The sequence below is a fragment of the Streptomyces sp. NPDC013317 genome (genome assembly GCF_055563155.1).
On the sequence record NZ_JBVHDX010000005.1, the window covers coordinates 364,050 to 377,087 of the forward strand.

Sequence of the window (13,038 nt, forward strand, 5' to 3'; positions counted from 1 at the left end):
TGCTTACGCCTCCGAAGGTGCGAGGCGCTGAAGCTCCGCCTCGGTCGACTTGAGCAGGTCGTTCCAGGACGCCTCGAACTTCTCGACGCCCTCGTCCTCAAGCAGCTGTACCACGTCGTCGTAGCTGATGCCGAGCTTCTCGACGGCCTCCAGCTCGGCGCGCGACTGCTCGTACGTGCCGCGCACGGTGTCGCCGGTGACCTCGCCGTGGTCGGCGGTGGCCTCCATGGTCGCCTCCGGCATGGTGTTGACCGTGCCGGGCGCGACCAGGTCCACCACGTACAGGGTGTCCTTGTACGCCGGGTCCTTGACGCCGGTCGAGGCCCACAGCGGACGCTGCTTGTTGGCCTGCGCCTTGTCCAGGGCGGCCCAGCGGTCGCCGGAGAACACCTCTTCGTACGCCTCGTAGGCCAGACGGGCGTTGGCGAGCGCCGCCTTGCCCTTGAGGGCCTTGGCCTCGTCCGTGCCGAGGGCGTCCAGGCGCTTGTCGATCTCCGAGTCCACCCGGGAGACGAAGAAGGACGCCACCGAGTGGATCTTGGAGAGGTCGAGGCCGCGCTCGCGGGCCTTCTCCAGACCCGCCAGGTAGGCGTCCATGACCGCGCGGTAGCGCTCCAGCGAGAAGATCAGCGTCACGTTGACGCTGATGCCGAGGCCGATGACCTCGGTGATCGCCGGCAGACCCGCCTTGGTGGCCGGGATCTTGATGAGCGTGTTGGGGCGGTCCACCAGCCAGGCCAGCTGCTTGGCCTCGGCGATGGTCGCCGCCGTGTCGTGGGCCAGACGGGGGTCGACCTCGATCGACACCCGGCCGTCCTGGCCGTCCGTGGAGTCGTAGACCGGGCGCAGGATGTCGGCGGCGTCCCTCACGTCAGCCGTCGTGATCATGCGGATGGCCTCGTCCACGGTCACCTTGCGGGCGGCGAGGTCGGCGAGCTGCTGGTCGTAGCCGTGGCCCTCCGAGATCGCCTTCTGGAAGATGGACGGGTTGGTGGTCACACCCACCACGTGCTGCTGGTCGATCAGCTCGGCCAGGTTTCCGGACGTGATCCGCTGACGCGAGAGGTCGTCCAGCCAGATCGCGACGCCTTCGTCGGAGAGGCGCTTGAGAGCGTCTGTCATGAGAGGTTCTCCAAAATTCGTGTCTAGTGGCGTCAGCGCGCCGCGGCGTCCAGAGATTCCCGGGCCGCGGCGGCCACGGCCTCCGGCGTGAAGCCGAACTCGCGGAAGAGGACCTTCGCGTCGGCGGAGGCACCGAAGTGCTCCAGCGAGACGATCCGGCCGGCGTCGCCGACGTACTTGTGCCAGGTGAGACCCACACCGGCCTCGACGGCCACACGCGCCTTGACCGACGGCGGCAGGACGGAGTCCTTGTACGCCTGGTCCTGCTCCTCGAACCACTCGACGGACGGCATCGAGACCACACGGGTCGGGACGCCGGCGGCCTGGAGCTGCTCCCGGGCCTCGACGGCCACGTGCACCTCGGAGCCGGTGCCGATCAGCACGACCTGGGCGTCGCCGTCCGCCTCGAACAGGACGTAGCCGCCCTTGGCGGCGTCCTCGTTCCAGTCGTACGTCGGCACACCCTGACGGGTCAGGGCCAGACCGTGCGGGGCGCCCTTTCCGAACACGCGGGTGTGGCGCCTGGTGATCTCGCGCCAGGCGATGGCGGTCTCGTTGGCGTCCGCCGGACGGACGACGTTCAGACCGGGGATCGCGCGCAGCGACGCCAGGTGCTCCACCGGCTGGTGCGTCGGGCCGTCCTCGCCCAGACCGATCGAGTCGTGGGTCCAGACGTACGTCACCGGCAGGTGCATCAGCGCGGACAGCCGGACGGCGTTGCGCATGTAGTCGGAGAACACCAGGAAGGTGCCGCCGTAGACACGGGTGTTGCCGTGCAGCGCGATGCCGTTCATCTCCGCGGCCATGGAGTGCTCGCGGATGCCGAAGTGGATCGTGCGGCCGTACGGGTCCGCCTCGGGGAGCGGGTTGCCCTCGGGCAGGAACGACGAGGTCTTGTCGATCGTCGTGTTGTTCGATCCGGCCAGGTCGGCCGAGCCGCCCCAGAGCTCCGGGATCACGGCGCCGAGCGACTGCAGGACCTTACCCGACGCGGCGCGGGTGGCGATGCCCTTGCCTGCCTCGAACACCGGGAGCTTCGACTCCCAGCCCTCGGGCAGCTCGTTCGCCTGGACGCGGTCGAACGTGGCCGCCCGCTCCGGGTTGGCCGTACGCCACTCGGCGAGGGACTTCTCCCACGCGGCGCGCGACTCACGGCCGCGGTCGCCCAGCGAACGGGTGTGGCCGATGACCTCGTCGGAGACCTCGAAGGTCTGCTCCGGGTCGAAGCCGAGGATCCGCTTGGTGGCCGCGATCTCCTCGTCGCCGAGCGCCGAGCCGTGCGCGGCCTCGGTGTTCTGGGCGTTCGGGGCGGGCCAGGCGATGATCGAGCGCATCGCGATGAACGACGGACGGTCGGTCTCGGCCTCGGCGGCCTTGATCGCCGCGAACAGACCCGCCGGGTCCAGGTCGCCGTTGGCCTGCGGCTCGACCCGCTGAACGTGCCAGCCGTACGCCTCGTACCGCTTCATCGTGTCCTCGGACACGGCCGTCTCGGTGTCGCCCTCGATCGAGATGTGGTTGTCGTCCCACAGCAGGATCAGGTTGCCGAGCTTCTGGTGACCGGCCATCGAGGACGCCTCGGCGGAGATGCCCTCCTGCAGGCAGCCGTCACCGGCGATCGCGTAGATCCGGTGGTCGAACGGGGAGGTGCCGGGGGCCGCCTCCGGGTCGAACAGACCGCGCTCGAAACGGGCGGCCATCGCCATGCCCACGGCGTTGGCGACACCCTGGCCCAGCGGGCCGGTCGTCGTCTCCACGCCCGCGGTGTGTCCGTACTCCGGGTGGCCCGGGGTCTTCGAACCCCAGGTGCGGAACGCCTTCAGGTCGTCCAGCTCGAGCCCGAAGCCCCCCAGGTACAACTGGGTGTAGAGGGTCAGGGACGAGTGACCGGCGGACAGCACGAACCGGTCGCGCCCCACCCACTCCGGATCGGCCGGGTCGTGGCGCATCACCTTCTGGAAGAGGGTGTACGCGGCGGGCGCGAGGCTCATGGCCGTACCGGGATGGCCGTTGCCGACCTTCTGTACGGCGTCCGCTGCCAGGATGCGGGCGGTGTCCACGGCCCGCTGGTCCAACTCGGTCCACTCGAGGTCTGTGGTGGTCGGCTTAGTGCTCACCCTGAGTCAGGGCTCCTCTCCACATGTACTGGAAGCCGGTGACTGAGGGTGTACCGGCGTTGTCGAGCCTACCCCCGTCATCACGCCCATCTTTTCGAGTGCGGGCCCCGGAAAACAGAAGACACGGCAAGAGTGCGGGTCACTCTGTCACTTCGCCTCCCGAACGCTGTCCACCCCTTGGGACAAGGCCCCCCAACACGACCCCACCCCCGCGAAGATCGGCGTCTGGGCAACGTCTACAGTGGCGTGGTACGCGCAAGTCTTCACCCCGTCTTCATCCGGGGAGCTTGCTGGGAATTCTCTGTCAGGGGTGTGCGTGACGGCCGTCGAGTCCCGACCCGCAGGGGTCGTCTTGACTCCCAGCCCGGGGGGCCATCGGCCGTTCGGGGCCCGCGTCAAGGCATACGTGGCGCTGACCAAGCCGCGGATCATCGAGCTGCTGCTCATCACGACCGTGCCGGTGATGTTCCTCGCCGAGCAGGGTGTGCCGAACCTGTGGCTGGTTCTCGCCACCTGCTTCGGCGGCTATCTGTCGGCGGGCGGCGCGAACGCGCTGAACATGTACATCGACCGCGACATCGACGCCCTGATGGACCGGACCTCGCAGCGGCCGCTGGTCACCGGAGTCCTGACTCCGCGCGAGGGCCTGGTCTTCGGCCTCACCCTCGCCGTGGTCTCGACGCTCTGGTTCGGCCTTCTCGTCAACTGGCTGTCCGCGGCGCTCTCGCTCGGCGCGCTCCTCTTCTACGTCGTGGTCTACACGATGATCCTCAAGCGCCGCACGGCGCAGAACATCGTCTGGGGCGGCATCGCCGGCTGTCTGCCGGTGCTGATCGGCTGGTCGGCCGTCACCGACTCGATGTCCTGGGCCGCGGTCATCCTCTTCCTGGTCATCTTCTTCTGGACGCCCCCGCACTACTGGCCGCTGTCGATGAAGGTCAAGGACGACTACGCCCGCGCCGGCGTCCCCATGCTCCCGGTCCTCGCCTCCAACAAGGTCGTCGCCCGGCAGATCGTCGCGTACAGCTGGGTGATGGTGGCCGTCTCGCTGCTGCTGACCCCGCTCGGCTACACCGGCTGGTTCTACACGGCCGTCGCGCTGCTCACCGGCGGCTGGTGGCTCTGGGAGGCGCACGCGCTGCTGAACCGCGCGAAGAACGGCGCGACCGGCGCGAAGCTCAAGGAGATGCGCCTCTTCCACTGGTCGATCACCTATGTCTCGCTGCTCTTCGTGGCGGTCGCGGTGGACCCCTTCCTGAGGTAGTCCCCCGGCTTCCCGAGGCAGCAGCTCAGCCCCTGATCGACGGCCGGTGCACGTGGGCAAGACCACGTGCACCGGCCGTCGCCAGTGGATCTACCCCTCGGTAGCATCTGTCGCATGGCAGAAACCAAGCAGGCGGAGAGCAAGCAGGCCGAGCGCAGGGCGGTCAAGCTCGCCAAGCAGATCCAGGCGTTCTCCAAGGAGCACGGCGGCGCCGAGGGGCAGATCGCCCACATCGGCCAGGCGGGCACGCGGATCGTCCTCGTCGGCGAGGACGGCGGCTGGGGCGACCTCGTCGCCCCGACGTACGCCGTCGCAGAGAAGGCGGCCGAGAAGGCCGGGCTGACCCTCCACGAGGAGTTCGACGGCGAGTTCGCCGCCAAGGTCGTCACGGGCCCGTACGAGTGGACCCGGATGGCCGGAATCCAGCTGGGCGGCCCGTCCAACGCGTAGGGCCTGTCTCTCGGATCAGGCCGGGGCGTTCGAGGCGAGGCAACAACCTCGGGTGGGGCTCACCCGTTAGGACGTGTGGAAGAACGTCCACGCAGGGAGCCCCCCGAATGATCGAGACCCCGAGCCTGGTGGACCAGTACTGCCACGGGGTGCTCCGTACGGAGCTCGGCCTCGGCACCTTCGAGGCCTACCTCGGCAGAACCGCCCGGCCGCCCGCGGCCGGCACCACCTTCTTCGACACCCAGACCGGTTTCGCGGTACGCCGCTGGTGCCCGCCGCTGCTCGGTCTGGAGCCGCACTGCCCGCCGGCCCGCTATCTCGCCCGCCGCCGGGAACTGGGCGTGCTGGAGTCCGGGCGGCGGCTGCTGAGCGCCTCCGGCATCTCCACGTATCTCGTGGACACCGGTCTGCCCGGCGATCTGACCGGCCCGGCGGAGATCGCCTCCGCGGGCGGCGCCGCCGCGCACGAGATCATCCGGCTCGAACCCCTCGCCGAGCAGGTCGCCGACACCTCCGGCTCGGTCGAGTCGCTGCTCGCCAACCTCTCCGAGGCCGTCCACGGCGCCGCGACGACCGCCGTCGCGTTCACCTCCGTCGCGGGGGTGAGCCGCGGCCTCGCCCAGACGTCGGAGCCCCCGGGGCCCGGCGAGGTCCGCGGGGCGGCGGGGCGCTGGCTCGCGCGGCGTCCGGTCGGCGGCCCGCTCACCGACCCGGTGCTGCTGCGCCATCTGCTCTGGGTCGCCGTCACCTCCGGGCGGCCGCTCCAGCTGCACGTGGGGGCCGAGGACCCGGCAGGGCTCGCCGGCTTCGCCGCGTCCACCAGCGGCCTGGGCACGGACGTCGTCCTGCTGCACGGATACCCGTACCACCGGCAGACGGCCCAGCTGACGGGTGTCTACCCGCATGTGTACGCCGACCTCGGCTCCGTCCTCGGCAGGACCGGGGCCCGGGCCGCGGCCGTCCTCGCCGAGCTGCTGGAGCTGGCCCCCTTCGGCAAGCTGCTCTTCTCCAGCGGGGCCCACGCGCTGCCGGAGCTGCACGTCGTCGCCGCGAGCGTGTTCCGGGGCGCGCTGAGCAGGGTGCTCGGGGAGTGGGTCGGCGACGGAGCCTGGTCCCTGGGCGACGCCCAGCGCGTGGCGACCATGATCGCCTCGGGCAACGCCCGAAGGATCTACGGACTGGCCTGAGCGGCCCCGGCCGGGGCGTCCGCCGTGGACAGCTCAGGCCGGCGGGCGGGTCAGGGAGTGGTGCCGCGGGGTCACGCCTTCGCCAGAGCCGCGTCGGGCTGGGCCGGGATCTCCGGTGCGGGCAGCGGGCGCTCGCGCAGGCTCAGGGCCAGGCGCAGGACCGCGATCCACATCAGGGCGGAGCCGAGCATGTGGGCGCCGACCAGGATCTCGGGGACCCCGGTGAAGTACTGGAGGTAGCCGATCCCGCCCTGGGCGAGCAGCACGAGCAGCAGGTCGCGGGCGCGCGCCCGGATGTCGTCGGGGGCGTCGACCACGCGCAGCACCAGCCACATCGCCAGCGCCAGCGCGCAGACCACCCAGGCGGCGATCGCGTGGACGTGGGCGGCGGCGGTCCAGTCCCACGGCATGCGCGGAACGTCGCTGCTGTCGCCGGCGTGCTTGCCCGACCCCGTGACGCCCGTACCGAGGACGATCAGGGCGACGGCCGTCGCGACGATCGCCCAGGAGAGCTTGCGCACCGGGCCCGGCACCCGTCGGCGGGGCGTCGTGTCGCCCTCGCCGGTGCGGTGCCAGGTGATCACGGCGACGGTCAGCAGCGCGTTCGCGGCGATGAAGTGGCCCGCGACCGTCCACGGGTTGAGCCCCATCCACACCGTGATGCCGCCGATCACGGCGTTGCTCGCGACGATCCAGAACTGCGCCCAGCCGAGCCGCGTCAGCCCGCGGCGCCACGGCTTGGTCGAGCGGGCGGCGATGATCGCCCAGCCGACGGCGGCGGACAGCACGTACGTCAGCATCCGGTTGCCGAACTCGATCACACCGCGATAGCCCTGCTCGGGCGTGACGATGAGGCTGTCGTCCGTGCACTTGGGCCACGTGTCGCAGCCGAGACCGGAGCCGGTCAGCCGGACCGCGCCTCCCGTGACGATGATGAGGACGCTCATCACGACGGCGGAGAGCGCGGCGCGCCGGAGGGTCCTCGGGGACGGGGTCCAGCGCTTGGCGATGAGGGCGAGGGGGGTCAGCACGGGCCCTATCGTAGGACGGGGCTTGTGCACGGTTTCACGAGGGGTGCGTTACGGGCGAAGTCACCCCGGAACGTCACCCCTCCGCTACTCCCAGCGGAAGAACCTCGCCGCCGCGCCGAGCCCGAGGACCGCCCAGACGGCGAGCGTCAGCGCCTGCCCCCACGGCAGTGGGGTGCCGCCCTGGAGCACGTCCCGCAGCCCGTCCGAGAGCGCAGAGATCGGCAGCAGCTCCAGAACGGCGCGGGCCGCGTCGGGGAACCTGTCGAGCGGCACGATCACCCCGCCGCCCACCAGGAGCAGCAGGAAGACCAGGTTCGCGGCGGCCAGCGTCGCCTCGGCGCGCAGCGTGCCGGCCATCAGCAGGCCGAGGCCCGAGAAGGCGGCCGTGCCGAGGACGAGCAGCAGCAGGACGGAGACGGGGTCGCCCTGCGGGGACCAGCCGAGCCCCAGCGCGATCGCGGTCAGGAGCGCGACCTGGAGGACCTCGGTGACCAGGACCGAGAGCGTCTTGGCCGTCATCAGCGCCCAGCGGGGGAGCGGGGAGGCGCCGAGCCGCTTGAGGACGCCGTAACGACGCTCGAAGCCGGTGGCGATGGCCTGGCCGGTGAAGGCGGTGGACATCACGGCGAGGGCGAGGACGCCCGGCGCGAGGAAGTCGACGGCCTTGTCGGAGCCCGTGTCGACGATGTCGACGGTCGAGAACAGGACGAGGAGCAGCGACGGGATGATCACCGTGAGCAGCAGCTGTTCGCCGTTGCGCAGCAGCATCTTCGTCTCCAGGACGGTCTGCGCCGCGATCATCCGCCCGACGGGGGCGGCTCCGGGCCTCGGGGCGTACGTACCCGTACTCATGACCGCAGCTCCTTGCCCGTGAGCTCGAGGAAGACGTCTTCGAGGGTGTGGCGCTCCACCGCGATGCCGTCCGGCATCACGCCGTGCTGGGCGCACCAGGTGGTGACGGTGGCGAGGAGCTGGGGGCCCACCTCGCCGGTGATCCGGTACGTGCCCGGCATCGGCTCCGCGGCCTGCGTGCCGTCCGGCAGGGCCTTGAGCAGCGAGCCGAGGTCCAGCCCAGGGCGGCCGGTGAAGCGCAGGGTGTTCTCGGCGCCGCCGCGGCAGAGCGCCTCGGGGCTGCCCTGGGCGGCGACCCGGCCGGCGTCGACGATGGCCACGTCGTCCGCCAGCTCCTCGGCCTCGTGCATGAAGTGCGTGGTCAGGACGACGGTGGCGCCGTCGGTGCGCAGCTCGCGGACGAGGTCCCAGGTGGCGCGGCGGGCCTGCGGATCGAGTCCGGCGGTCGGCTCGTCGAGGAACACCAGCTCCGGGCGGCCCACGACGGCCATGGCGAGGGCGAGCCGCTGCTGCTGGCCGCCGGAGAGCCGTCGGTACGTGGTCCGGCCGCAGGAACCGAGGCCGAGGCGCTCGATCAGCGCGTCCACGTCCAGCGGGTGCGCGTGCAGCTTCGCCATGTGGCGGAGCATCTCGCAGGCCCGGGCGCCGGAGTAGACGCCACCCGACTGGAGCATCACGCCGATCCGGGGCCGGAGCAGCGCCGCGTCGGCCACCGGGTCGAGGCCGAGCACGCGGACGGTGCCCGCGTCGGCCCTCCGGTAGCCCTCGCAGGTCTCGATCGTGGTGGTCTTCCCGGCCCCGTTCGGGCCGAGGACGGCGGTGACGGTGCCCGCGCGGACGTCGAGGTCGAGGCCGTCGACGGCGGTCTTGGTCCCGTACCGCTTGACCAGGCCGCGGACCTGGACGACGGACTCGTTCTTCATGCCCGGAATTCTAGAGAGCCGTCCCTTTGCTCCGGTCGGCGGGGAGAACCGGCCGCCCCGGAGGCCCGGGAATGGCCGAAATCATTGGGCGGAAGCCGCCACGCCGAGCGCACTCCTCCTCCACGATCGGGTGATCGTGCGTACGAATGTCGCACCTTTCCTGAAGGAGAGTCCGTGCACCTGGCCCGATCGCACCGACGTGACCGACGGAGAAGCCTCGCCGCGCTCACCGCCGCCGCCCTCGTGCTCCCCCTGGCGCTGGCCGCCGCCCCCGCGCGGGCCGACGCCGCCACGACCGACCTCACCGGCATCGTGACCGGCGCCGCCGGGGCCGAGGCGGGCGCGGTCGTCACCGCCTCGCCGTCCGGTGCCACCACGACGACCGGCGCCGACGGCCGCTACACGCTGCGCCTTCCGGCCGCCGGAGCGTACGAGCTCTCCGTCGCGCCCGCGCACCGCTGTGCCTCTCCGGCGACCGTCCCGGTCGAGGTCGCCGCGGGCGGTGGCGCCGAGGACGTCGCGCTGGCGTCCCGTACCGACGCCTTCGGCACCGCCTGCTCGGTCACGGCGGCCGCCGAGTTCCCGGCCGGCACGCGGCGGCTCCGTCTGGCCGATCGCTCCTCCGGCACGGCGGCCTTCGCGCTGCCGTTCCCCGTGCCCTTCTACGGCCGCGCGTACCGCTCGCTGACGGCCTCCGTCGACGGCGTGCTCTCCTTCGTCACGCCCGGAGGCCAGACGGCCGACGGGACCCTGCATGCCTTCGGGGACGATCTCACCGTCGACGGCCGGTCGGGTGTGTACTGGGCCGCCACCGGTACCGCCCCGCACCGGAAGATCGTCGTCGAGTGGCGGAACGTGAAGATCGCCGGGTCGGCTGCCCGCGAGCGGATCGGCTTCGCCGCCGTGATCGGCGAGGACGGCACCGCCTCCCTGCACTACCAGGGCCTCTCCGGGGCCGGACGGGAGGACGGTTCGTCCGCCACGATCGGCGCCGAGAGCCACACCGGGGCGGGCGCGCTGATCTACTCGCGGGACGAGGGCACCCTGCGGGACGGGACGGTGATCGCCCTCCGCCAGACGAGGACCGCCGTCATCCTCGGCCGGGTGACCGACGCCAACGACCGGCTCCCGGTCGCCGGCGCCCGGGTCGCCGCCTACAGCGGGGGCCTGGGGCCGTCCGGCTCCGCCGACGCCGACGGTGCCTATCTTCTCCAGGTGCCGGCGTCCTGGCAGGACTACGACGTCGTGTTCGGCGCGCCGTACTACGGGGGCGACCGGACCACGGTCACCGCCGTTCCCGGCGGCGTCCGCCTCGTGGACGCGGAGCTCGGCACCGGCCGCGTCACCGCCGACAAGCGCTCCCTGAGAGTGAAGGCCCCGTCGGACTCCCGGCGCGTCCGGACGCTCACCCTGACCAACACCGGCAGCGTCCCCACCACGTACTCCGTGGCAGAGAAGGACGGGCAGAGCTGGCTCACCGTCTCCCCGGCCGGAGGCGGCCTGGAGAGCACCGGGCAGGAGCCGTACGACCGGACCGAGGTGACGGTCACCGTCGACACGACGGGTGTGGCCCCCGGCACGGTGCTGAAAGGGACATTGCGGGTCCGTTCGGACAGTGGGCGCGGGCCGGTGACCGACATCCCGGTGACGGTGATCGTGCGAGGTCACAGCGGCGCGGGCGAGGCCGTCCCGGGTCTCTGAGGCTCATCCGGACGACCGCGGCCGCACCCTTCCGGGGTACGGCCGCGGGGCGCCCCGGAGATCGTTTCCGCAGGTCAGGTAAGCCTTACCTGAGTGATGCAGAGCACCGTGACCCCGTCGCGGCGTCGCTTGTCACTCTCGGAGGAATTACGCAACAATGGCGTTGTGAAAAACGTTGGCGAGGCTCCCGTGGAGGAACTCGCGACCGGTGAGCGCTCCACGCGCAACCGTGTCGCGCGCTCCATCCTGGACCACGGCCCGTCGACGGTCTCCGATCTGGCGACGCGGCTCGGCCTCACCCAGGCGGCCGTGCGCCGGCATCTGGATTCGCTCGTCGCCGAGAACGTGGTCGAAGCGCGGGAGAAGCGCGTCTACGGACAGCGCACCCGCGGTCGCCCCGCCAAGGTCTTCGCACTGACCGACTGCGGCCGGGACGCCTTCGACCAGTCGTACGACTCACTCGCCGTCGACGCCCTGCGGTGGATCGAGAAGAACGCCGGAGGCGAGGCGGCTGTCGCGGCCTTCGCCCGCGACCGGCTCGAGCACCAGGCGGAGGCGTACCGTGAGGCCGTGGAGTCGGCGGAGCCCGACCAGCGCACCGAGGCGCTTGCCAAGGCGCTGAGCGCGGACGGGTACGCTGCCACTGCGCGGAACGCGCCGGTCGGCGAGCAGCTCTGTCAGCACCACTGCCCGGTCGCCCATGTCGCCGAGCAGTACCCCCAGCTGTGCGAGGCGGAGACGGAGATCTTCTCCCGCCTCCTGGGAACGCACGTCCAGCGTCTCGCCACCATCGCCCACGGTGACGGCGTCTGCACGACGTTCATCCCGCACAGCGCCCCACAGACCACCCCATCAGAAGCATCCGCAAGCACGGCCGGGAGGAACCCCGCATGACCACCGAGATCAGCCACCCCGAGCTCGAGGGCCTGGGTCGGTACGAGTACGGCTGGGCCGACTCCGACGCGGCCGGCTCCGCCGCCAAGCGCGGTCTGAACGAGGACGTCGTCCGCGACATCTCCGCGAAGAAGAACGAGCCCGAGTGGATGCTGAAGCTGCGGCTCAAGGGTCTGCGCCTCTTCGACAAGAAGCCCATGCCGAGCTGGGGCTCCGACCTGTCGGGCATCGACTTCGACAACATCAAGTACTTCGTGCGCTCCACCGAGAAGCAGGCCGCTTCCTGGGAGGACCTGCCCGAGGACATCAAGAACACGTACGACAAGCTCGGCATCCCGGAGGCGGAGAAGCAGCGCCTCGTCGCCGGTGTCGCGGCCCAGTACGAGTCCGAGGTCGTCTACCACCAGATCCGCGAGGACCTGGAGGAGCAGGGCGTCATCTTCGTCGACACCGACACCGCGCTGAAGGAGCACGAGGAGCTCTTCCGCGAGTACTTCGGCACCGTCATCCCGGTCGGCGACAACAAGTTCGCCTCGCTGAACACGGCCGTGTGGTCCGGCGGATCGTTCATCTACGTGCCGAAGGGCGTGCACGTGGAGATCCCGCTGCAGGCCTACTTCCGTATCAACACGGAGAACATGGGCCAGTTCGAGCGGACGCTGATCATCGTCGACGAGGACGCCTACGTCCACTACGTCGAGGGCTGCACCGCCCCGATCTACTCCTCCGACTCGCTGCACTCCGCGGTCGTCGAGATCATCGTGAAGAAGGGCGGCCGCTGCCGCTACACGACGATCCAGAACTGGTCGAACAACGTCTACAACCTGGTCACCAAGCGTGCCGTGGCCTACGAGGGCGCGACCATGGAGTGGGTCGACGGCAACATCGGCTCCAAGGTCACCATGAAGTACCCGGCCGTCTACCTGATGGGCGAGCACGCCAAGGGCGAGACCCTCTCCATCGCCTTCGCGGGCGAGGGCCAGCACCAGGACGCCGGCGCCAAGATGGTTCACATGGCCCCGAACACCTCCTCCAACATCGTCTCCAAGTCGGTGGCGCGAGGCGGCGGCCGCACCTCCTACCGCGGTCTCATCGAGATCGGCGAGGGTGCCCCGGGCGCCAAGTCGAACGTGCTCTGCGACGCGCTGCTCGTCGACACCATCTCCCGCTCGGACACGTACCCGTACGTCGACGTACGCGAGGACGACGTCTCCATGGGGCACGAGGCCACGGTCTCCAAGGTCTCCGAGGACCAGCTCTTCTACCTGATGAGCCGCGGCATGACCGAGTTCGAGGCGATGGCGATGATCGTGCGCGGCTTCGTCGAGCCGATCGCCAAGGAGCTCCCGATGGAGTACGCGCTCGAGCTGAACCGGCTGATCGAGCTGCAGATGGAAGGGTCCGTCGGCTGACGTACCGACGCCCCACCACCAGCTAGCGGCCCGCCCCACGCGGCGGGCCGAGGATCGAAACGTAGGAAGAGAGCAAGACGACAGC

Annotated in this window: 11 protein-coding genes; 6 read left to right on the forward strand and 5 right to left on the reverse strand. The window is 70.8% G+C overall.

Annotation, left to right across the window (positions count from 1 at the left end; translation table 11 throughout):
• Positions 1–3: 3 nt before the first annotated feature.
• Together tal and tkt are read right to left on the reverse strand one after the other, a co-directional pair.
• Entirely contained in the window at positions 4–1,122 is a 1,119-nt protein-coding gene (gene tal / locus ACZ3IJ_RS17245) for a transaldolase (protein WP_467468950.1), read from the reverse strand.
• Positions 1,123–1,154: 32 nt separating this feature from the next.
• Complete coding sequence (gene tkt, locus ACZ3IJ_RS17250) at positions 1,155–3,239, reverse strand: transketolase (RefSeq protein ID WP_467468952.1); 2,085 nt, start codon at positions 3,237–3,239, stop codon at positions 1,155–1,157.
• Positions 3,240–3,555: 316 nt separating this feature from the next.
• Here tkt and ACZ3IJ_RS17255 point away from each other — a divergent pair, with 316 nt between their 5' ends.
• The 3 genes from ACZ3IJ_RS17255 (at position 3,556) to ACZ3IJ_RS17265 (ending at position 6,140) form a co-directional block, all read left to right on the forward strand.
• Complete coding sequence (locus ACZ3IJ_RS17255; RefSeq protein ID WP_391798010.1) at positions 3,556–4,503, forward strand: heme o synthase; 948 nt, start codon at positions 3,556–3,558, stop codon at positions 4,501–4,503.
• 114 nt (positions 4,504–4,617) lie between these two features.
• Positions 4,618–4,953 carry a hypothetical protein gene (locus ACZ3IJ_RS17260; protein ID WP_383163870.1) on the forward strand — a complete coding sequence of 112 codons (336 nt, stop codon included), beginning with the start codon at positions 4,618–4,620 and terminating at the stop codon, positions 4,951–4,953.
• A gap of 107 nt (positions 4,954–5,060) precedes the next feature.
• Complete coding sequence (locus ACZ3IJ_RS17265; RefSeq protein ID WP_467468955.1) at positions 5,061–6,140, forward strand: amidohydrolase family protein; 1,080 nt, start codon at positions 5,061–5,063, stop codon at positions 6,138–6,140.
• Between the two features lie 71 nt (positions 6,141–6,211).
• Here ACZ3IJ_RS17265 and ACZ3IJ_RS17270 read toward each other — a convergent pair whose 3' ends face one another.
• The 3 genes from ACZ3IJ_RS17270 to ACZ3IJ_RS17280 all read right to left on the reverse strand — a co-directional run bounded on the left by ACZ3IJ_RS17270 (position 6,212) and on the right by ACZ3IJ_RS17280 (position 8,946).
• The gene (locus ACZ3IJ_RS17270; RefSeq protein ID WP_467468957.1) at positions 6,212–7,171 is read right to left on the reverse strand and encodes a COX15/CtaA family protein; all 960 of its coding nucleotides are present in this window, start codon (positions 7,169–7,171) and stop codon (positions 6,212–6,214) included.
• 84 nt (positions 7,172–7,255) lie between these two features.
• Positions 7,256–8,023 (reverse strand): ABC transporter permease, encoded by a 768-nt coding sequence (locus ACZ3IJ_RS17275; RefSeq protein ID WP_467468959.1) that lies wholly within the window; start codon positions 8,021–8,023, stop codon positions 7,256–7,258.
• Positions 8,020–8,946 carry an ABC transporter ATP-binding protein gene (locus tag ACZ3IJ_RS17280; RefSeq protein WP_467468961.1) on the reverse strand — a complete coding sequence of 309 codons (927 nt, stop codon included), beginning with the start codon at positions 8,944–8,946 and terminating at the stop codon, positions 8,020–8,022. Before ACZ3IJ_RS17280 ends, ACZ3IJ_RS17275 begins: the two co-directional genes overlap by 4 nt.
• A 174-nt stretch (positions 8,947–9,120) precedes the next feature.
• Here ACZ3IJ_RS17280 and ACZ3IJ_RS17285 point away from each other — a divergent pair, with 174 nt between their 5' ends.
• The 3 genes from ACZ3IJ_RS17285 (at position 9,121) to sufB (ending at position 12,953) form a co-directional block, all read left to right on the forward strand.
• On the forward strand, positions 9,121–10,647 hold the full coding sequence (locus ACZ3IJ_RS17285; RefSeq protein ID WP_467468963.1) for a carboxypeptidase-like regulatory domain-containing protein: 1,527 nt from the start codon (positions 9,121–9,123) through the stop codon (positions 10,645–10,647).
• Between the two features lie 165 nt (positions 10,648–10,812).
• Positions 10,813–11,541 (forward strand): helix-turn-helix transcriptional regulator, encoded by a 729-nt coding sequence (locus tag ACZ3IJ_RS17290; RefSeq protein WP_467468965.1) that lies wholly within the window; start codon positions 10,813–10,815, stop codon positions 11,539–11,541.
• On the forward strand, positions 11,538–12,953 hold the full coding sequence (sufB, locus tag ACZ3IJ_RS17295; RefSeq protein WP_467468967.1) for a Fe-S cluster assembly protein SufB: 1,416 nt from the start codon (positions 11,538–11,540) through the stop codon (positions 12,951–12,953). The genes ACZ3IJ_RS17290 and sufB overlap by 4 nt, the downstream gene beginning before the upstream one ends.
• The last annotated feature ends 85 nt before the right edge of the window (positions 12,954–13,038 follow it).

Bases quoted from the DNA above. Each gene is read 5' to 3' on its own strand.
- tal (WP_467468950.1), bottom strand. From the start codon at position 1,122: ATGACAGACGCTCTCAAGCGCCTCTCCGACGAAGGCGTCGCGATCTGG.
- ACZ3IJ_RS17260 (WP_383163870.1), top strand. From the start codon at position 4,618: ATGGCAGAAACCAAGCAGGCGGAGAGCAAGCAGGCCGAGCGCAGGGCG.
- ACZ3IJ_RS17265 (WP_467468955.1), top strand. From the start codon at position 5,061: ATGATCGAGACCCCGAGCCTGGTGGACCAGTACTGCCACGGGGTGCTC.
- ACZ3IJ_RS17275 (WP_467468959.1), bottom strand. From the start codon at position 8,023: ATGAGTACGGGTACGTACGCCCCGAGGCCCGGAGCCGCCCCCGTCGGG.
- ACZ3IJ_RS17280 (WP_467468961.1), bottom strand. From the start codon at position 8,946: ATGAAGAACGAGTCCGTCGTCCAGGTCCGCGGCCTGGTCAAGCGGTAC.
- sufB (WP_467468967.1), top strand. From the start codon at position 11,538: ATGACCACCGAGATCAGCCACCCCGAGCTCGAGGGCCTGGGTCGGTAC.